The sequence below is a fragment of the Streptomyces spirodelae genome (genome assembly GCF_017676385.1).
Classification (GTDB): domain Bacteria; phylum Actinomycetota; class Actinomycetes; order Streptomycetales; family Streptomycetaceae; genus Streptomyces; species Streptomyces spirodelae.
Genome location: NZ_JAFFZN010000010.1, coordinates 77,323 through 99,879 on the forward strand (window position 1 = coordinate 77,323; position 22,557 = coordinate 99,879).

4 protein-coding genes are annotated in these 22,557 nt (G+C 68.8%); all 4 read left to right on the forward strand.

Annotated features, from left to right (window positions below):
- Positions 1-47 precede the first annotated feature (47 nt).
- Genes JW592_RS13185 through JW592_RS13200 form a run of 4 tightly spaced genes read left to right on the forward strand, consistent with a single transcriptional unit; the run spans position 48 to position 22,355 of the window.
- A complete protein-coding gene (locus JW592_RS13185; protein WP_209265224.1) occupies positions 48-5,975 on the forward strand; it encodes a hypothetical protein in 5,928 nt (1,975 codons plus the stop codon).
- Positions 5,972-9,508 carry a hypothetical protein gene (locus JW592_RS13190; RefSeq protein ID WP_209265225.1) on the forward strand — a complete coding sequence of 1,179 codons (3,537 nt, stop codon included), beginning with the start codon at positions 5,972-5,974 and terminating at the stop codon, positions 9,506-9,508. Before JW592_RS13185 ends, JW592_RS13190 begins: the two co-directional genes overlap by 4 nt.
- The gene (locus tag JW592_RS13195) at positions 9,505-10,995 is read left to right on the forward strand and encodes a ComEC/Rec2 family competence protein (RefSeq protein ID WP_209265226.1); all 1,491 of its coding nucleotides are present in this window, start codon (positions 9,505-9,507) and stop codon (positions 10,993-10,995) included. The genes JW592_RS13190 and JW592_RS13195 overlap by 4 nt, the downstream gene beginning before the upstream one ends.
- Complete coding sequence (locus tag JW592_RS13200) at positions 10,992-22,355, forward strand: LysM peptidoglycan-binding domain-containing protein (RefSeq protein WP_209265227.1); 11,364 nt, start codon at positions 10,992-10,994, stop codon at positions 22,353-22,355. The genes JW592_RS13195 and JW592_RS13200 overlap by 4 nt, the downstream gene beginning before the upstream one ends.
- The last annotated feature ends 202 nt before the right edge of the window (positions 22,356-22,557 follow it).

Here is a 22,557-nt window from a genome sequence, read left to right on the forward strand (position 1 = left end):
CGGATTATGACAGCGATGCCCGGAGAGTCGATGCGCAGTGGAGCGTCGTGCCAGGCGCCACGTGCTTCACCGTGGCTGTGCTGAAGGGCGGCCGAGTTCTCGCCCAGGAGCGCTCCGTCTTCGGCGTATGCGGCTCGGTCACACTTCCGGCACCCCTCGTTGCCGGAACCGTCCACCAAGTCGTGGCAGCCGTCGACGACGGGACCCCGGGCGCCTGGGGCACACCGTTGACACTCGTCATCGGCCGTCTGCAGTCGCTGGCAGCCGACTACGACGGCGCGCTTGCGGTATCGGTGCGCTGGAAACTGCCGGAGACGGACCTCGTCAACGGAGCGCGCGTCACGGTAGCCGAGGACACCGGAGATCCGATCGCGCAGGAGCTGCTGTTCGGCACCTCAGGAACGCTGGCGCTGCCGAAGGCGCTCGATTCCTCCCGCACATACACGCTCAGGGCGAGCGCGGCATTCGGCACCTCGACCGGTCCTGCGATGAGCGAATCGCTGGTGACGGTCGCGCCGACCCTCAAAGCTGTCGTCTACGACCGGGACGGGAGCCGACTGCGGGCAGTCCTCGACACGCCTGTTCCGGGCGATTGCCTTCCCGGAACAATCCTGTACGGAGACGGCGAGCCCGTCGCGCAACAGGTCGGTACGTCTGGCTTCGTGGTGCAGATCGCGCTCGACGCGGCACTCGACCCCTCAAAACACTGGGTAGTGCGGCCGTTCTGGCTCCAGGACACCGTACGCGGTCCACTCGGCCCGGCAGTCGAAGTACCTGTTGTGGGACCAACCGTCACGGATATCCGCTGGCACGGGGACAAGCTCGCGCTTCGCTGGGAGAACCAGCCGGGCCCGCCGTATCCGACAGGCGCCCAGATCGATGTGAGGGCCGCTGGCGAGATCGTGCGCGGGGTCTCCGGCCCCGGGGCCACCAGCTGCCAGTTCACTCCCACTCCGCCCCTGCTGGCAAGCTCGGCGTACACCGTCACCGTGGCCAGCCTGCGTGGCGTCGCTCAGGGAGCCGCGAGCACCGGCATGCCCGTGATCGCGACCGGCACCGCGCTCGGGAGCGCCGACTACGACGGCCGGTTCCTGACCGTCGCCTGGAACGCCACAGCCCCTCCGCACAGCAGCGTGGCCACTCTGCTGGTGACGCAGTGCGATGCGACCGTCGCCGAGGCTCCGGGCGGCGACGGCGCCCTCACGGTGGAGGTGCCGCTCAATCCGGCCGTCGCTTACTCGGCCGCGCTGCGCTGGAGCGCGTTCCCCCTTCCCAGCCGGGGACCTGCCGGGCCGGCCGCCCCGCTCATCTCGGCCGCACCGGCGGTGAGCACGGTCGAGGTCGCCGTCGACAAGATTCGGGCGACGATCGCGCCTCCGCCGCAGGCCGCGGGCATCGCCCGCTACGCAGCCCTGCTTGAGCACGAAGGTGTCGTGGTAGCACGCTCAGCTCCGGTAGAGGCGGGCGAGACACCGATCGTGGAAATTCCCTACGAGGAAGGGATCGTCACGACAGGGCTCGTTGTTCGGGCGCAGGGGCTCGGACCGGCGGAGGGCGTCCAGGTCAGCGGCCCGCTCGGCCCGTCCTCACCCGTCATCGCGACCGCTCCCGCGATCCGCTCGGCAACGCTGGACGGAACATCGCTCACGGTTTCATGGGCGTTGCCCGACGTCCCGGTTGAAGCTCGTACCAGGACCACGCTCGTCGTCACGCCCAGCACCGGAGAGCCGGCCGTCTTCCCAAACCTGCCCGGCACCTCCGCTCAAGTGACCGTTCCATCCGCCCTGATCAGTCCTACGACCGCGCTGACGCTGTCGGTCACGGCGACGGGCCCGACCGGTTCCTCACCGGCCGCACGGACCGCGCTGATCTCCACGCTGCCCTCGGTGACCACTGCCACCTGGGACGGCCGCAGGCTGTCCGCCGCATGGGCATGGGCGGAGGGAGCAGTTGGCTCCGCCGTCGCCACCGCGTACCGGCTCTCGATCGTCCGCGCCGGAGAGTTGCTCGGTAGCACCGTCGTCGCCGGACTTTCGGGGACGCTCACTCCGACCACGCCGATCGACCCGGCAGCGTGTACGACTCTCCAGGTCGACGCGATCGCCGGTGTCTCGGAATGCCTGGCTTCCACTGGGCCGACCCTGCTGACGGACGCTCCGGTCCTCCAGTCCACGGCTGTGACCGACGCCGACATCGCGCTGACATGGACCGGTCCGACCGCACCCCGCGGCGCCGTCACCGGACTTCAGGCCGTCTTCACGAGCCCTGGTCGGCCACCGCAAACGGCCGTGGTCAGCACGGAGCAGCCACGGGTCCCGATCCCTCAGGTGACAAGCGACCCTCTGGTACCGGTGTCCGTGGGGCTGCGGGCCACGGGGAACTGCACGGAGGGGCCGGTCGGCAACAGGCTCACGGTTCTGCGCCAGGCGCCGACGATCACCGCCGTGCAGACATGCGCGACCGGAAGTGTCGAGGTCTCGTGGTCCCCCGTCCTCGGCGCGTGCGAGTATCTCGCGACGCTGTACAGGAACGGCACGCCTGCCGCGACCGCCGCCGTCGCCGGAACGACCGCGCTCCTGTCCACCGAACAATGCGATCCCGGCGCGCGTTGCACCGTCGCGGTCACCGCACGTGCCGGTGGCGCCGCCGGCCGGGAGTCCGCCCGTGCCACCGTGATCCTGACCGCACCGGTTCTCTCAGTGCCCGAATTCGACGGCCGCAGCCTGCAGGTAACCGCGACCGCACCCGGCGGTGCGCCCTTGCCCGACAGCTACGCGCTGACGCTTCTGCGTGACGGCATCGAGGCCGCGCGTGCCACAGTCCCGGCGCCGGCGGACGGTAGAACGCTCACCCTGCCGTTCGGCGGACCGGTCGAGAACGCGGCTGCGTACACGCTCACCGCACGCGCGATCACCGGTCAGGCCACAGGTCCGGTCGCGAGCGTCGGTGTCGTCCTCGCCACGCCCGAGGTCACTGCGGTCGAGTGCGATTCGAATCTTGCGGTGAGGGTCAGTGCTGACGCGCTCCGCGCGTCCAACGTGGCACTGACCGCCGGATTGTGGGTCAACGGGGTCAGGGCAGCAACGCGCCCGGTCGCCACCGACGGCGTCGCCACATTCGATGTCCCGGCCGCCGGAACCGTGACGGTCGCCGCGCGCGTGAGCATCGACGGTGCGACCGGCCCGTGGTCGGGGCAGGTACGGACACCGACCACGAGGCCGACGATCAGCGCTGCCCGCTACGACGGCGACCGACTCGAAGTTGTCTGGACGCCGCCGGGGATGTCGGTGGTCACGGTGAAAGGCACCGGGCCGGGCATCGAAGCCGAGGTACGGGGCAGCACCGCGGTCCTGCCGTTCTCGGCCGCGTCCGAGGGCTCCTACGCGGTCGCGGTCACTCAGCGCGCTGGCATTGCCGTCGGGCCGCCAGCCACGCTCCCACTCGTCACGGCAGCGCCGACCCTGGCACTCACGGCCGACGAGACCGGCCGCGTCGTCACGGCGGCCTTCACCACGCCCACCGGGACCGACGGACTGGTGCCTCTGCTCATCACCAGCGGCGCCGCCACAGCGCTGCCCGAGGTCGACGCCGCGTCCTCCCCCACCCGGATCGTTCTGCCGGAGGGCACGCCGCGCGGCTCGTCGATCGCCCTGCGCGCCCGGGTCGTCGCCGCGCTCGGGCCACCGGGTCTGCCCGCCCCGGTCGTCCACTCGACGCCCCGGGCCCGCCTCGACTTCACTGCCGATGTCCTGTCCGCCGCCTGGGAACTCCAAGGCGACCCGCGCATCGACGGTGCGCTCGTGACCCTCGCGGTTCAAGGCCAGGAATGCCGGCGGTTCCGCGTCAGCGGAAACGCCTGGTCGACACGGCTCGATCCCGTACCCCTCGGAGCCACCGTCGCGGTCGCCGCGGCCGCCGGTGCCGGGACCGGCCCTCCCACGAGCCCGCTCCCGGCGCTGCTCGCTCCCCCGGTCATCACCTCCGTCACGTTCGACAGCCCCGCGCTCAATGTCGTCTGGACCGCGCCGGCAAGCGGACCGCGGCCGACCGGCTACCTGGTCACGGTCTCGGACACCCGGAACGTGCTGATGGAACGTGTGTGCACCGACACCGACACCGACATGGTGATGCCTTCGGTCCCGGACGAGAACGCGTGGGTCACCGTCCGGCCGACCCTCGGGGACGTCACCGGCCCGGTCAGCGAACCCGTCCCCGTGCCGCTGGCATCGCCTTCGGTCACGAGCATCGCCGTCGATCCCCTGACGGGGGCGGCCGAGGTCGCCTTCACCCCGGTCACCCGTCCACCGGCCGAAGGCTACGAAGTGCAGCTCTTTCGCGGCGGTGCCCCTCTCGGCGCTCCGGTCCACACCCCGGCTGCCACGGCCGTTCTCCCGGCTGACACGATCGCCGATCCGTGGGACCTCAGTGTTGCCGTCCGCGCACACGCAACGGTCTCGTCTGTCGTGCTGATCGGTCCCTACGGCCTGGCGACGGAGCTTCTGACCGCCCTCCCCGAGCGGCTGACGTGTGACTACAACGGTGTCAGCGCCCTTCTGACGTGGAAGGCACCGAGCTTCGGTGCCCACAGTGGCTACCGCGCGAGCGTCATCGAGAGAAGCCGGCAGGAGACCGCAGCCAATGCCGATCTCGACGCGAGCGCGCGAGCAGTCCGCCTCCCGATCACGTTGTCGGACGACACGGGCGACTGGCAGATCGCACTCCAGGTCCGGCGGGGGTACAGCACCGGTCCCCCGGTCAGACAGCCGCTGTTCAGTCCCGGAATCTACCTGCGCAGCGATGGCCAGCCGCGTGTGTGCCGCGCCTCGACGCCTGCTGTGAACCCTGCCCCGACGACCGCCTATCTGCCCGAGATCGGGCCGCTCAACGGTCTGCCGATTCCACCAAGCAAGGGTGGCGACAAGCCGGCACTGCACATCACGGCCAACGACGACCGCGTCAGCAGTACAGCTTTCCCTTACGTGCTGACGATCGGTGGTGAGGCTCTCGGCTTCCCCGGCTCCGAGCCGATCCGTTCCGGCGTGTGGCGCGCTTACACGGAGCTGCTGGCGAGTGCCGAGCAACGGGGCGCCACCCCGTGGGGAATCGTCCAGCTCCAGCAGGTCCTCTCGAGGCTGATGCCCCAGACTTTCGCCGAAACACTGCTGTATGCCTACGGCCTTTCCCCTACGGGCAGTTCCGCAGATCTGCGGCCGGGCATGGTGCTACGTGTCGGCTCTGCAGAGTTCGACTTGATGCCCTCCGGCCGCACGCCTGCCTACGCGTCCGGCTACGCCAACGGCGCCGGCCTCGACTACGAGGTTGCCGACTACCTCGACGGCGCGTCCCAACCGGGCGATGCCGCCTGGCTGCTCGGCTTCGACTCCTTCCTCTCTTGGCTCACCGCCAACGGCGTGATCACCGTCTCCCCTCCGGAGTGCGCGGACGGGCAGCAGTCGGGTGCCGCCGAAGCCGCCGACATCTACCATCCGACCTTCCGGCAGCCGTTCTACCGCCTGTTCTTCCCCGCCCAGGTGCAACCGACCACACCGCCGGCGGACACCCGGCCGCAACGCCATTTCACGATCGCGGCCGCCGCGAGCTATAGCGCCATCACCAACAGCGAGCCGGTGCCCGGCCCGGGTGTCGCGGTCGCGTACTTCCGTGGGCGAAGTGTGCTGAAGCTGGCGATCCGCGTCACGATCGACGGCGCCCAGCACGTGGTCCCGGTGGGCACCACCGTCGGAAACATCCTCGACCGGTTCGGCTGCCGTCCGCCGCGCGCGGCGACCGAGTTGCTCGGCCTGACGCTGGAGCGAGCGCTCGGGCCGTCGGTGCTCGACCCTGGCGGCTACAACGTCGCCGGTCATGAACGGGTGCGGTTGGACTACGGAGGACTGAAGACCTTCGACCAGCGGGACGCGCTGTCTCTGCCACTGCTGCACGGCGACCGCCTGTCGTTGGGCAGGCAGCCGTGACGCCCGTTCCGACCTTCGAACAGGTCGTCTCCGTGCCGCGGCTGTACGTCCTGTCGAGCGTCGGCGACGCCCCGGTACCGTTCTGGGCCGGATACCTCCCTACAGACCGCGTCGCGCCCGGCGAGACCATGACTCTCGATCAGGCGTGGCAGGACGCCGGGGGCTGCTATGTGTTCCTGGGTGCCGAGCCGACGTCGCTGATGGCGTTCTCAGGCTCCCTGGCCGGGATGCTGAAACGTCTGTCGCCGAGCGGCCACGTACGCATCCTGTGGATCGAGAATCCCAACGATCTGGACTCCCAGTGGCGCTATTGGCCTGTGCAGTGCGCATGGAGCGGTCAGGGTCCGTCGATCGCCTGGAACGTGCTTCGCACCGCCGTGCTGGCTCTCGGTGAATACGCTGTGCAACTCCCGCGAGGAACGGGTCTGTGCCAGGCTCCGGGCAGCCTGGGGTCCGGAGTGGCGTTCACCGCACTGATCATGGCCGCGCCCGGCGGATCGTTCGCCGCTGACCCGACCACCAGCTGGCTCCCGTTCGCCGGCCCCACGGTGGGCTGCCTGCGGGCCGCGATCACCCTCCAGGGCGGAGACGGTGACGGGCTGGCCGCACTGCGGACGCAGCTGTGCTTCGCAGCGCCCCGGAACGACGGGTGCAGCGGGGACGGCGTCGACACACTCGGGATGAGCGTGATGGCGCAGGGGGCGGCCGCTGTCCGCCTGCACCTCAGCTTCGATCCCACGCACCCGCTCAGTGCCGCACGCAGTAGGCTCGGCTTCTTCGACGACCAGGGCGCCGGCCCCGCGCCGATGCTGCCCGCGACCCTGCGTACCAGCAATGGCCATGTCACCACACTCACCCCGAGGGCTGCCGGGCCACCACTGCGCCCGGCGGCGCTCGCCTTCGGGCGCTCACCACTGACGTGCGGCGACCGCAGTGCGTTCACCTACCACCTATGCCCCGAGGGCGCGTTCACTCTCGAGGTCGACGGGCCGCCGGGTGCCACCGGGCATCGCGTGATGTTCGGTGGGTCGGCGCAGGAGTACGTACTGCTCCCCGCAGGTCAGGGCACGGTCTTCTTCGCCCCGGGTCGGCCGGCGATGGTTCCCGGTGCCGCGCCGCAGCAGCCCCCGGACAGCTCCGACACCCCGCTGCTGAACGACGCGGCCGTCACCTCGTACATGACCGTCCTGCCGACCTCCTCGGCCGCGCCTGGACTGCCGTACTACGCACAGCCGCCCCAAGCCTCCCTTCACGACGCGCACTCTTCAGTGCTGCCGACGGGTTTCCTCAGCTACCTGGAACTTCCCGCTGCGACGTTGCCGTCATGGGCCGCGGGCACAGGGCATGCGCCGGAGACGGTCCCGGCAACGCTACCGGCCGGTGCCGACGCTTCCGAGCAGGAGCTTGCGCTGCGTGTCGACGCCGCACTCGCAGCTGCACGCCGACGCACGATCGGCATCGCCCCGACGGGGCACCGCGACCCGGGAGGCGGCACGGAGGCGGTCACCCCGCAGGGGCTGCTGGTCACAGTCCAGAGCCGGCAGATCGATTCGCTCGTCGTCGCGAACATGCCCGCCACGCCCCAGCCCCGGCTGGAGCTGACATCGCTGGGTCCGCAGATGCGGACGGCGTTGTCGTCGGCCGAGCTGTTCATGGTCGTCGCGGACCCGGACACGTACTTGTCCGACTCATCGGTCCCCTACCTGCTCGATGAGGTCGGCCTGCGGACAGCGACGGCCCGCGGTGTGCCGGAGGGGGTCGTCGAGCAACTTCGCGCCAGAGTGATTCCCGGCGGGGTACCGAAGCGGTTCGAGGACGAGCATGCCTTCGTTTCCGAGATCCAGTCGATCGCTCCGGACCACGTGGCGCTGCTCACTCAGATCGGCGGTCTGCTGCGAGCGGTGATGTCCGGCTGGGCAGTTGACCTGGCGCCCCGCGCTTGGCGTGGCCAACGGTCCATGCCGACACCCGAGGACGCCCCCACGATCATGCTGCTGAAGTTCGCCCACCGCAGTCTCGAAAAGCTGGTCGACGACACGGGCGCATGGACCTGGCGAGAGGCCGCACGCCTTCCGGTGACGGGGGAACAAGGCACACAGGCGGAATTGCGCTCGATCTTCACCACCGCCAGGGCGCGCATGGAGGACCCGACCGTGCAGCGCGACGACCCGTACGTCGCCTTCTACCGGGACGTCGTCGCCGACCCCGGCTGGAACGGGGTGCTGTTCGTGAACGCTCCGGTTGAGGCCGGCCGACTGCCCGAAGCACTCCAGTTTCTCGCCGGTGGCGTCGATCACAGCGCTTTCTACGCTCATCACATCGGCTTCTCGGCCACCCCTGTCAAGATGGAGGGGGGCTCGGTTGCTCTAGGGCAGACTGCTGCTTTCGGGCTGATCGACTACCGGGATCCGTATGACCTGACCCTTGATCCCAGCGATCCTCATCCGGTGCCGTTCGCTTTCAAGACGCTCCGGCTGACCGCTCGTTTCTCGAACGCCGCACTGGCCGGCTTCACCGCTCGCGTCGAACTGATGGTCAACCAACTGCTCGGCGCGGAACTGACCAAGCTCGAACCCGCACACGGCAACAACCTGGTTCTGGCCGGCAGCCTCCTCACCACGAACAATGGGCCTCCCACGTGCGACTTCACGCTTGAGGGGGTCAACAGGTACGGCGCCGGCGCGACGGTGCTCGACACCATCGACATCTCGTCGGTGTCGGTCCTGGCGCGTGAGGGCTCCGCCGGACCGGGAGAAGTCACCACGCGGTTCCTGCTCGGGGGCAAGCTGCGGATGATCGAGTTCCCACGGTTCGACCCGTTTGGCTACGGACCAACCGTCGGGAAGGAGTCCTGCGACGGCTGGCTGCGGTTCGACGGCCTCGCGGTCGACATGACCACGCCACTCGAACCGGCCACCCGTCCTCGGTTCTCCACCGACCTCACCGCTATCACGCTCGACGCGGCTGAGAGCAACGCACGGGCGAACTCGCTCGTGTCGCGCTTCCCGGTGCGTCTGGCAGGATTCGCCGCATCCGACACTCAGCAGCGGCCCGAGGACCTTGGATACGCCCCTGTCGACGCTCAGTTGGAACAGCAGCCGCTTCCCGGGCCATGGTTCGGACTCCTGTACGTACTCGATCTCGGCACCCTCGGTGACTTGACGGGTGGACAACCGCTCACGCTCGATCTCCTGGCCGCATGGGGCCCCGCAACCGAGCCCGGCGCCTGCCCCGCATTTCTCGGTCTCAAGCTCCCCGGCTACGCCAACGGCTCGTTCTCCTGGCCGTTGCAGGGCGTACTGAAGCTCGGATTCCGCTCTCTTCGGTTTGAAACCGCCGAAATCACTCCCGGCGTACGCAGCTATGCACTTCGCCTGCACCGCCTGGGCCTGTCAGCACTCGGCCTCTCGTTTCCTCCTGGAACCACGGACCTGGTGCTGTTCGGCCCGAGCAGCGACGAGAAGCGCAACGTGGTCGGCTGGTACGCGGCGTATGCGAATGACAAGCACACCGGGGGGGAGCTGCCGCGATGAGCTACATGCGCTTTTGCGTGATGGATGTCGGCCAGGGTAGTGCGAACTACATCGAGCTGCGCGAGGACGACGATTCCCTGACAGCTGCGGCGATCGTCGACATCGGGTCCGAGCAGTGGAAGACCAAGGCCGGCAAACCGGCGGCGGCCTGGGTCTCCGAGCAGCTGTCGGAAATGGACGGCAGCACTTCACTCGACGCGGTCATCCTCTCTCATTCGGACTCCGACCACGTCAACCTGATCCCGTCTGTACTGGAGCACTTCGCCACCCCGCGGGAAAAACCGAAGGCAAGAAAGGTGTTGACGATCAAAAAGGTGATCTTCGGCGGAGTCTTCAGTAAATACCAGAAGGGGAAGCAGCAAAACTTCCTCTACCAGCTCGACGCCTACCGCCCCAAAGGCAAGGACAGCGTCCTCACCCAACTCGACAACAACTTCAGCTCCTTCAGCGGGAAATCGTCCACCTGGACACCGCTGGCAACCATCGGCGGCAAGATCAAATTGTGGGCCCTGAGCGCGAACACCGATGCAGAAAAGATCCCGCTCGTTGGACGCAAGCGCCTACGCGCCGAACTGCCGGACGGAGGCTTCGCGATCAACACCCGCTCCATCGTGGTCGTCGCGGACTTCGCAGGCAAGAAGATCATCGCCACCGGCGACGCGACAGGACTGACGCTCGCCCACTGCAACGAACTGCTCGACCGGCAAGACGTCAAAAAGCAACTGGGCGGCGCCACGTACATGATTACCCTCCCGCACCACGGAAGCGACACCACTCTCTACGACCTGACGGGATCGGGCGCAGAGTCCGACGCGGGCAAGTGCGTAGTCCAGAAATTCACAAAACTGGTCAATGCGGACACAATTTCCGCCAGTGCCGGCGAGAAGAGCACATTCCGGCATCCTGCAGCGCGAGTGATCAAAGATTTCGGCGGCAACCTGCTCAGTGATCCCCAGTACATCGACAATGCTCTGCAAAATACGAACCAGCACTTCTACACCGCCTACTTCCCTGAGCGCACGCTCTCGGTCTCGTCCGGTGCGGCCACATCGCCCCACTCCCGGTGGCCCGTCTCCGAAAGGTGGTACACGGCCCGTACCACCGAGAACGTATACACGACCGATTATTTCGCCCCACCCACCGGCAGACCGATCCCGGACGCTTTTCCTTGGGAGGCTCGCGAGGAGAAGAGCACCGTCTTCAAACCTGTACCTCCGCGAGCGATCTCATGGGCGTTCTTCGTCATGGGGGATGGCACCACCAAGATGGAAGTCGCAGTCGAGCGCACCGGTGCACACGCCGAGTACTGGGCAGCAGTCGAGGCGGTGCACGGGCCTCTGCCGTCCGAAGGGATCGTTGTCCTCCCCTCCGCCCCGCTGCGGGATACCGACTCGGCTGAACCTCCACCTGCACCTCCGCCGGCGGAATGCCCCCCGCCTCACACCCCTCCGCCGCCTGGACCGTCCCGACTGCGTCAACTGCCATGAGCCCCGCCGATGCCCTTGACGACGTCTACGCAACTCTGCGCGCCAATCTGCAAGGCGAAGCTCCCCACCAGGTGATCGACCTCGCTGCGGCCGCCCAGCAGCCGGCGCTGACGCCGCTGGGCGAAGTGCTGGCGCAATTGCGCGTCGCCGGACCCTGCGAGCTCACCGAGACGGCACTCAACCGCACCCGTGACACCGTCTCGCTCACTGGAAACGGACTCTACGGACTCCCGGGCTCCGCGCTTCCGGAAGTGCCGGTCCGTGCGACGCTCACCGCAACCGCCACCGACACACGCGTGGATTTCCAACTCGCCCTGGCGATCACGGCGGAGAACTGGACGGTAGGAAGCACGTTTCCCCACCTACCGCCCGCACTGATCTCCCCTGACGACGTACTCGGCATTTCGTGGACCGAAGCCTCACCCCTGGCCCAAGTCGCCGTCAAGGCAGCCGTGATCGTCGCTCGCAGCGGTGCCGGTGCCCTGCGGCTGTACGGTCGGCTGCTGCCGACAGGGCCACTGGCCGAATACGCCGGGTGGTTGTCGCCGTGGCCGCTGGACCTGAGCGGAACCCTCGTGCTCAGCGGCGAGGACGACAACGACCCGTCGCCCAGCCTCGACCTCCGCGCACTGGCGCCAGGTTCAAACCTGACATTTCCCCTGGTGACCGTGCACGATCTCGGCATCGGTCTGCGTACGGTCAAAGGGCTCAGCCCGGAGGTGTCCCAGCGCGAGTCGTTCAGCGAGATCGATCTGCTTGGCACCGTGCGCCTGGCCGATGCGGTCACTGTGACTCTGCAGGCACCCCTGCAGGTCTCCGAGTCGACCTGGCTCCTGAGTGCCCAGCCGCAAGACCGCCCCCCGCTCAGCGGGGGGCTGGCAGCCATCACCGCACTCTTCGACCTGCCGGCCGGGGCGTTGACAGTGCCCCCGGCCATGCACGGATTCGACACCTTCCGCCTGACCGAGGTCGAGGCGGTGGTGTGCCGCCAGGACGGCTCACTGGTCCCTGACCGGCTGCGGACTCTTGCGGTCACCGTCGAATCGCCGGAGCCGTGGCGGCCACCGGTCCCCGGCCTGCGGCTGACCGACGTCGGCACGCGCTGGCTGCTGGCGCGGCCGCAACTCGGCGACGGGACAACCACGAATGTCCTGTCTGGCAGCGTCTTCGGCTCGATCGTCTTCGGGGACGGCGAGGAGGCGCCCACGCTCGACCTTGCCGGAACACTCCCCCATTTCGTGCTCACCGGAAGCCTGCGTGAGGACACCCCGATCGATGTGGCGACCGCGTTCCACACGCTGCTGGGCCGGTTCGCCCCACCCGTCCCTGACGGCTTGAAGATCACCGGGCTGAGCATCCTCGCCGACCCGTCGGAGCAGACCTACGGCGCCTCGGCGACGCTCAACGCCGACTGGCCACTGCCCTTCTTCAACGGCTTGTACCTGACGGAGCTTCACCTGCACTTCGCTGCACAGCAGTCGGTGGTCAGCGGCGGGATCGGCGGCCTGCTGACGCTCCGGAGTCAGACCCCGGCCGGGCCCGACAGCGACCCCTTGGCCGTACTGGCACTCGACGCCGAACTTCCGCCCGGAACCGGCTCCGGCTGGGTGTTCTCCGGCGGCCTGGCACCAGGACCGGCGCCGACCGTCGGAGACCTGGTCAGAGTAACGTGCGGGGGCACTCCTCCGGAGGCGTTCGACGCCCTCCGCGTCGAACGCCTCCAGGGGCGGATCGATACGGGCCACGGCACCTGGTCGCTGGCCGGTGCGCTGGCCGCTCGGTTCCCCCTGAAGATCCTCGACACGAGCGTCGACGTGGCGGCCGGGGCAGAGATCGAGCTGGCGGCCGAGGGAGAAGGCGGCCCCACCGGTCGGGTGAGGGCCAACCTGCAGATCAACCGGCTGGCGGCTGAACTGACGGGCGACATCGGCATCAGTGAACCGAGTTACGCCCTCAAACTTCGCTTCGGGGAGGTGTGGCTGCTGGCGACGGCTTCCTGGCGGCAGCCCCACGGCGAGTACGAGGCCCACCGCGTCGTGACAATCGAACTGGGCGGTATCACGCTCGGTGAGATCCTTGAGCAACTGGTGCATCTGGCCGCGCCCACGCTCGGCTTCCACCTCGATCCGCCGTGGAACGAGTTGCTCGCGATCGACCTGTCGCGTTTCAGGCTGACGATCGACCCGACCGAGTCGCTGGTCGAGCTGGTCTACACCGTCGATGCCGATCTGATGCTGCTCCATCTCGACACCCTCGGGGTGTGCTTCGACACCAGGACGAACAGTGTCGACCTGACCGTCTCGGGTGAGCTGCTCGGCAGACCGTACAAGGGTGCGGACGCGTTGACATGGGACGTCGCGCACGATACGCCGCCGGACATCCCCGGGAAGGGATCTCATCTGCTCGAGCTCCGGTACCTGGCGCTCGGCCAGCGGATCCGGCTGCCCGGAGCCCCGCCGGCCACGGTCAGTGAAGCGATCGAGCGGCTGGGCGCAAACATGCGCCCGAAGCCTCCCACGGACCTGTCTCCGGTCGGCGACGGGACGATGGCATTCGACCCTGCGGCAGGCTGGCTGGCGGCCCTCGACCTGTCGGTGATGGAAACCGTCGACCTCGCATTCGTTTTCAGCGACCCCGATCTGTACGGCCTCTCGATCGGGCTCCGCGGCGACCGCGCCGGTTCTCTCGACGGTCTGCGGTTCGAGGTCCTGTACAACCGGCTCGCCACCGGCGTCGGCGTGTTCAGAAGTGAGCTGTCCCTGCCGGAGGCGTTCCGGCACATCGAACTGGGCGGGGTGTCACTCACGCTCGGCGTCGCCGTCGTCGAGATCTACACCAACGGCAACTTCCTCATCGACCTCGGCTTCCCCCACGACCGCGACTTCGGGCGCTCGTTCTCGGTCGAGCTGTTCCCCTTCATCGGGCGCGGCGGGATCTATTTCGGCGCACTCGACGGCACCACCTCCCGCCGAGTGCCGGCCATCGTCGGTGGCACCTTCTCGCCAGTGCTGGAGCTCGGCATCGGAGTGGCGGTCGGGGTCGGCAAAGACATCTGTCTCGGCCCGTTGTCGGGCGGAATCTACGTGCAGGTCGAGGCGGCCCTTCAAGGAGTACTGGCCTGGTACCGGCCAGAGAGCCGCACGAGCACGGCCTTGTACCACCACGTCCAGGGCCTCGCGGCGGTTCACGGCCGGCTCTACGGCCGGATCGACTTCACGGTCATCAAGGCGTCGGTCTCGATCGAGGCATATGCCCAGATCAGCGTAGTGCTGGAGGCATACCGCGCGACCAGCATCGTGTTCGAGGTCGGCGTCGACGCCGAGGCCGAACTCGAGATCCTCGGTATGTCGGTCTCCTTTTCTTTCAGCGCCACCTACCGCGCCAGTTTCGAGATCGGCTCCGATACCCCGCCGCCCTGGGCACTCGCCGACGAGCAACCGATGCACGCGCCACTGCTCCGCTCACCGGCCCGAGTCCCCGCCGTGCAGCGCGCCATCACAGCCGCACGATCCGAGGAGCAGCGCGCGGAGGCGGCGTGGGAAGGCGCCGTGCGGGTATTCGCCGAACCGAGGACGGTGTCCGCGTACCTGCTGCCGGTCTTCACCCTCGCCGACCCTCCGGTCGACTGGGCGGACGAGGTTCGCCCGTCGGCAAGCCGGGCCACGACCCCCGAATGGCGCGTGGCCTTCTCGCTGTTCGCCGCAGACGGATCTCCGGCCGGCGCCCGCACCGCGTACGCTGCCGCCGCGCCGGAGTCGGTGCCTGATGGTCCGCCGCCCGCTGCCGTATTGATCGAAGCGCTGCTGCGCCGCGCGCTGACGATGGTCCGGGACGGCCAACCCGGCACCGTGACCGCCGGCGCCCTCGCCTGGCTCACGGACAAACTCGCCGACCCGGGATGGACGCAGGACCCGTTTTCGATCGACAGCCTGAAGACATTCTTCAGCCGCAACATTCTCCTGAGCGTCAGCGGCGCAGAGAGTGTCGGTGTCCCGTCTGCCGGAGCCATGGCACTGCCCGTACCACCGTTCGTGTCCATCACGACGACTCCAGGAGAGCAGCGCGACCTCACGCTCCACAACCGGGTTGGGCCGCTCTACTCCTGGGACGCGGGCCGCTACATGGCGAACTTCTCCGCGACTTCGGAGGAGACCGGTTCCGAGCCCACCGATGACGACCCGGCCATGTACCAGTCGATCGCCTCGCGCACCTTCTGCGACTGGTGCCTGATGGTCACCCGTGAGGCGGTCCGGCAGGCTGCCGGCACCCTCGTCGACCGGCCGGTGCCCATGGTGGACGCGACACTCGACGCTCTCGCCGCAGACGAGGAACTCCTGCCGCGCGACACTGTCACCTACATCGTTCGCCCGGGCGACACCGTCGCTGCGGTCGCCGCCCATCTCGGCGCGACCGTCGCCGAACTGACAGCGCTGAACCCGGCACTCAAGGACCGGCTGCGCACGGCAGCGCCAGGGGACCAGGTGAACGTGACCGTCGGTGTCACCGGCCCCGCGCTGGCGATCGAGAACGCCGAGGTGCCCCTGGCACCGGGCACCGTTGTGGACGTCAAGGACGTGCGCGTCCACGTCCGTGCCCAGGACTCGCTGAACACGCTCTCGACCCGGTTGTACGGCGTGGCCGACCCCACGCGCCTGATCGCCGACGCTGCGATGCTGCATGCGCGTGTGCTGCTCGCGGGTGCCGGCGTACCAGTGCCGGCCCGTTCGGGACCGGTGCCGCGGACCACGGACATCGATCTTGTGGCGGGGATCTTCTACGTGCGCTACTTCGCCGATCTCGGCGCTCCCCACACCGACTGGTACGCCCAGGCGGTGGCGGACCTGAACGCGGACCGGCTCCGGCCGCTGCCGCTCGGCGAGCCTCTCCCTCCAGGACTCGTTCTGGCCGTACCGGACGGGCCGATGAGCACGGCCACGTCCCGGTACACCACCGTCCGCGGCGATACGCTGCTGCGGATCGCCTCCGCCCTGTCGCTCGCCCAGTCACCGGACGCCTACGACGATTCGCGCTGGACCCGGTTCCGGTCCGAGGTCGAGCCGGACGGCGGAATCACCGTGCCTGCCTGTCAGACGGCCGTGCTGCCGGGCGAAACGCTCGACCTCCTGGCCTCTCGCCTCTGCACCGACACCGCGTCCCTGACCAGTTGGCTCGCCGACGCACCGGTGCTCGAGCCTCTGTCGGTGCTGACGATCGCCTCGCTGCCGTTCGCAGCTGACGCCAGCCGTCCGGATCTCGCATCGATCGCCGCCGCAGCCGGCCTGACGGTCGCGGAACTCGGCAGCCGTCCTGAGGTGACAGGGGCTCACGGGCTGTTCACGCCCGGCACGCCGCTCACCCTCAGGCAGTTGCCGGCGCAGTCCGTCGAGCGGCTCGTGAACGAAACGTGCAGCGGTGCGCGACTCACGGACATCTCGCACCAGGTGTCGAGGTCGCTGCTGCAAGGGGTCCGGCTACCGGCGCCCGTGACCGAGGAGGGCCACGCCCGTGCGACCGGGCCGCTCACCGCGCTCTCCGAGCTGAGTGGCCAGCAGCTTCCGGCGCCGCCGCTGGACGGCACCACCTCGCTCAGCGCGACCGTGGCGAAGAGCGACCCCACCGATCGCGGTCTGGACTGGCTGCTGCTGAATCCCGGCTCCGCAGCGGAAACGATCCACTACGCATGGACCAATGCCGAACTCGCAGCCCAGTACCCGGCGTCGAGTCTCACGATCCGGCCGGACAGCGGGCCTGACCCGATCCCCCCCGCTGGCGAGGTACCGCGCACCTACGGTCTCGACCACCGGGTCGAGCTGCGGGGTGCCGAGGCCCTGTCGATTCCCGGGACGTCCGCCACCGTCGGAGGCAATCCGACACTGTGGCCATTCCCCACCGCGATACTCGCCAAGGCCCGAGCCGGTGACACCAAGCGATTCGAACTCTTCTCAGCTCCCCACGCCACCGGGGTTTCAGAGCACCTGGCGGTCACAGGCTCGACATTCGCCACTCGGGCCGCGCTGTCGATGCGTGGAGTACCAGGGGCTCCGCATGTCTACGAACTGCTCGACGCCACCGAAGCCGATCGCGACCTCCTGCTGGAACTAGCTGCCACTAGCGTGGCGGAGGCCCCAACCGCCACCCAGGTGACGCTGGCGGTCGCGTCAGTTCCGGGTGCCGCAGACCCGGTCGGCCTGGCTGTGATGGCCGCCGAACCACAGGCGACCTTCCTTATCCGCACCGATACTTCGACCGATACCCCACTGGCCGGTCCCCCGGCGCTCGTGACCGCGAGCCTGTCCGAACCCGCTGAATTCCTCACCCTCCTCTGGCACGGAACCAGCGCACAGCCGGGCACATTCCTCCACCTCGAGACGGTGCAGGGCGATGGCCTCCCGCCAGGCACGGCAGCCCAGGACGGGACCGTCACGCTGTGGATCATCGGCATCTCGCACCTCCAGCAGGGGGCCGAACCCCACGGCCGCCCTCTGCTGAAAAGCAACAACTGCGTCCTTCTCGGACCGGGCCTCGATGTCCCGGAGCAGGGGCTGTACCTCGAAGCGCACGATGTCCGCAACCAGCCCGCAGAGCTCATTCGCCAAGCGGTCCTCCCGCCCGGCGCCGCGGGGATCACCCTCACGGTCCCGCGCCCTGAGTCACCGAACGATGCCCCGCCGCCGCTGGACGCGCGCCAGCTGCGCCTCGCCCAGCGGTTCAGCCTTCTGACGAGCAGCCTCTCCGGCACGTACCGGACGGCGCGCACGGCGCCACCGGTGCCCCCCTTGCGCGAGGACGGAGTGTCCCTGCCGCTGTGGGTCCGGCACAGGCGGGACCGAGCCGCGAGAGCCCCGCACGGAAGCCTCACGGACACCCCGACAGAACCCGTGCGGCACTGGCGCTACGAGCAGGTGGTGCCGGTGGCGTCCTTCGGCCCGCCCTCGGTCGCCCCGGACGTACCCGGGTTGCCGTCGCCGACGAGTGATCCGTACCGCGGTTTCGGCGCCGACGGTACTGTCTCGGAGGTGGAATTCGGCATCGGTTTTCAGGATGTGCTCGGTAATACCACCGCGGAGCCGTTCGGAAAGCGCGTGACCGTGCGGGCCGGCTACACCGACCCTGTCATCGGGCCGCGCTCGTGGCCGGCGACGACCGCCACATGGAGCGTCGCGCGGCCTGCTCTTGAAGTGATTCTCTCCGTGACGGTCCATCCCCAGCCGGCAGCAGGGCTCCCCGGCCCCGGTACCGCGCCCGGCCCGGCGGCAGAAACCGCGTCCTGCCAGGCGAGCCGCTTCGCCCAGATCTATCTGCAGCTCATCCAGCCGACATTGAGCGCTTCGCTCGTCTCCCCACTCGCGGCCGATGCGGGCAGTGCGAGCAGCCCACAGCACAAGGACGTCAGCGTGACGGCGAGACCGGTGCGGGAGGGAACAGGACCACTCATCCGTTACGCGGCGGCCTGTTATCTGTACGCGAGCGCTGCCGCAGCACTCAGGCCGGTATCGGCGCCCGGCTCGGCCACTTTGGCAGAGGTGATCACCGATTTCGGTACAAGCGCGGAGGCGATCGCCACTGTCAACGCGGATACGGCGCTGAGTTCCCTGGTGGCCCCCGGCCAGCGCATTGCCGTGGCCGCGACCGCCACTGTGCAACTCGGCGACACCGCCTCCTCGATCATCGCCCGTGTACCGGCGGAACTTCCACAGCCGACGCCCGAGCGGCTGCTCGCCGCCGACGCAAACGCCGACGGGCCGGCGCTCACTCCAGGAGCTGTCCTGACGGTTCCGGCCATCACGTTCACGATCGGGAGCGAAGCGTCAGGACTGACACTCTCGGAGATCGCCGGACAGTACCGGACGAGCCCCGCCCAGCTTGCGCTCGACAACCCGTACGCGCCGGTGCTCGCCGCTCACTTTCCGCTCACCGTGCTCGGTCGCACAATCATCGTCGGCCCGCAGGGTGCGTCGTTGGAAGACGCCCGGGCCGAGTTCGCGCGCAACGGGCTGGATACGACGATCGGCGAGATCGCCGCGGCAAACAGCAGCGCACCCGGAATCCTCACTCCGGGCTCCCAACTGCGGACGGCCCACGCGGTGGCTGGGGAGAGCAGCACGCTCGCCTCCCTCGCCGGCGACCGGATCGCCCAAGTGGCCGCCGCCAACGTCGACCGTCGGCAGTTGTATCCGCCAGGGACTGTGCTGACGCTGGGAGAGTGGGACCCTGCCCCGCTCGTGCCGAGCGGGGCGGAGACACTCGCGCAAACCGCAAGAAGACTCGGTACCCGTCCCGGCGCGCTGCTCGCCGCCAACACCTCGCTCGTCCTGTCGGCCACGCGGGCGCTCGTGATCCCCGGTGCAGTGGCGCTTCCGGATGACGGGGTCAGCGTTCCCTACACGATTCTCGCCGACGACACGCTGACGGTCCTCGCGCGGCAATTCGCCACCGACGCGTTGTCCTTGGCGCAAGCCAACCGCAACATGCCGGCGATTCTCGTCCCGGGCAGGACCGTGACTGTGGAAACCGGCGCCGGGGAGTGCTCGACGACGGTTTCCGGCACCGACACGCTCGACACGGTCCATCGGCGCCTTCACGAACAGGACAGCCGGATCGACTTCGCCGGTGTAGTGACTGCGATCAGCGACGTCGTCGGCTTCCTGGGACAGGGCGGTCTTCTCGTCTGTCCGGTTGCTTCCCTGCACCCCAAGACTGGCAGCTCTGTCGCAGCGATGAGCGCCGGCGACATCGCCGCCGCATACGGGACCGACCAGGTGGCGTTCGCACAGGCCAATGCTGCACTCGTCGCTGTTCTCGCGCCGGGGGTGACACTGACGGCGCCTGGTGGCGACATCGAGGTCACAGTCGCCGACGACACTCTCAATGCCGTCCTGGCCCGCTTCTCGGCGCGGGGCATTCAGGTTGACCTCCCGCAGTTGCTGAAGGCGAACAGCGACATCAAGCTCTACCGGGGCGGCGCCCGCGCGCTGCTGCCACCCCCACCGACGACGGTCTCGGCGAACGTCGGTGACGCCGACGGTCCGTTCGCGACGCCCGCCTTCCCACTCACCTGCATGGTGCGGCTGCAGCGCGATCTCGCGGCGGTTGACTCTGATCTGAGAACTCCTGGCGGAGACGGTCCGGTCGAACGCTCGGACTCCGCCGTACCCGCACCGACCGAGGTCTCCGACGGACAGCCGCGAACGCTCGACGCCTTCGCCGAGAGCTTCCTGACAGCGCTGCCGAACCTGCGTCTGGCGACAACGGCCCCGTCCGGGGAAGAACCGGAACTGTGGGCCGTGGATTTCGGTGCGCACGGCATTTCCGCAGTCGAACTGAAAGGGCCGGTCACCTACCCCGGAGTTCCGGGCTCGGCACCGCGCTGCCTTGCCCTCCGCCCGCTGTATCCGGACCCGCAAAGCCGTATGGACGTGCCGCTTCCGGTGCTCTCCGAGACCGGGCAACTCACAGAATCGGCTCCGACCAACTTCAGCGATGTCGATGTCGAGCCCTGGGCACGGCGGCTGCTCTCCGACCTCGACCTGTTCCTGTCCCCGGTCTACGCGACCAACATGCACGCCCACCCCGCGTCGAGGCAGGACCTCAAAGCCCTGCTGGCTCTCCGATGGCGCCTCGGCCGGGCACTTTCCGCCGGTCTTTCCCCGGTACTCGTCGGCACGGACAGCGGCGATGCCGCCTCTGGTGCCGCGGAGGCCGCCGATCTGCTCAGCCGTGCAAGTGGCACAAGCCTTGCCAGAGCTTACGACGTCGCACTCGCGGTGCAGTACGACACCACCGCAACCACTCCGTACCCCGAAGCGCCGCAGCCCACGGCTCGACTCCACGCCACCGTGCAGGCGGGTGTCGATCAAGGCGATGCCGACCTGACACTCACCGGGACGTGCATCGGCCTCGGGGCGCCCGCATCGTTCGCGACGTTCTTCGTCACGCTGGCCGACCCGTCCCGCCGAGCAAGGATCGACACACAAGGGCTCCACTACATGATCAGCTCCCTCGAGCAGGACGTGCGGGTACTGCCGTCCACCGACGGCGCTCAGACCAGCCGATGGCTCACCTTTGTACGCCCGCTCACCGGTGCCTACGCGGTGTCCGCCGTCCGGGCAGAGCTGGACCCGCCGAGGTTTCCCGTCCCGCTGCGCCGGCGTCCTGGCGCGCCCCTGATCGTCGCCCAGACGGCGGACCCCACCTCGGCGGCCGGGTCCCCGCCCGCTCTCACCTCTGCCGCCCTGTGGACGTTCGCGCTCACCTACTCCCACGAGCACGCCGCCCAGGACGAGGTGTTGCTCACCGTGAACTTCAACACCCCGAGTTCAGCCGTGTGCGAGACAACGGACGACGAAAGCGACCTGGCCGTCGCCCTCTGGAGATACGCCGCCGTCGCCGACCGGGTCCGGGACGCCATGCACGCCTTCGCCCAGGGGCTGTCCCCATCCGCTCTCGACGGAGCCGGCGCACGCGACCACATCGCCCACAGCGCCGTCGAGCTGATCGAGCCGATCGCCAGTGCCTGGGAAGCACATTGGTCACCCCGCTCGCCAAGGCTTGCGGATGAGCTGATGAGCGGCGAGACATACCGCTTCCGGGTCAGGGTGAGCTGGGTGGACCGGGACGCTCACAACGCTCCGCTGCTCGATGCCGTAACTCTTGTGCTCGACGGCCAGACCCGGCCGTCTCCCAACGGCACCTGGCCCGAGGTCGCCTGGCGCACCGCAGACGGCACTTTCCGCCCTCTTGACCAGGCCGGGCAGGGATGTGCCAACGGAGAACGCCGCTACCTGTCGGAGGACCCGGTCCCCCGTGACGGTCCTCCGACCCTTCGCATCCGTTGGCCACACCTCAATGTCGCCACGACGCAGAATGGCAGAGCGAGTGTGGTCGTTCGTCGCAACGAGCAACTGACCGACGGCACGGCGACGGACTCCGCTTTCGTGATGCGCACGGCGACGGTCACTGCACCTGAGGTCGCCACGCCGTCGCTGGTGGTAACACAGGCTTTGCCCCTCACCGGCGCAGACCTCGGCAGGGCGCTCACGGCGGCGATCGGTGACCTGTTCGGTACAGCGGAAGGCCCCCCTGTGACCATTCAGCTCGCCCACGGCCACCAACTCGTCGGAACCGTGCGCAGTTGGTGGCCCGTCGGGCTGTACCCACACCAGCCTCTCGGACCCTCGATCGGGGCCACCGTCGCAGCCGCCGCCGACGCCTGGGAACAGTGCGCTCATCCCAGTCCGGTTGGCGCGGCCTGGTCGATCGCTGTGAGTCTGTCATCGAATGTCCCGGGTTGTGAGAGCCGGCCGCTCCTCACCCTCCAGCGCCTGATCTACGAGGTTCCCGGAGGCGAGGGTTCCCCATAGGAGCAACTGCGGCGGAGGTCGGAGCAAAGGCGTAGGCCAGCCGACATCGCACCGGAACACCGGAGCCCGGGCCGCTCGAACGACCGACACCCGGACCACCCGCGGGAGCCGGCCACGCCCCTCACCTGTAGGGGGATCACCGAACCACCGGCTGCGCCCCGCGCGGTCACGGCTTCCGGGCGACGACGACCCCGTTGGCGGC

What these genes read in the sequence shown, in the direction of transcription:
- JW592_RS13200 (WP_209265227.1), top strand. Translation starts at nt 10,992, where the DNA reads ATGAGCCCCGCCGATGCCCTTGACGACGTCTACGCAACTCTGCGCGCC.
- JW592_RS13195 (WP_209265226.1), top strand. Translation starts at nt 9,505, where the DNA reads ATGAGCTACATGCGCTTTTGCGTGATGGATGTCGGCCAGGGTAGTGCG.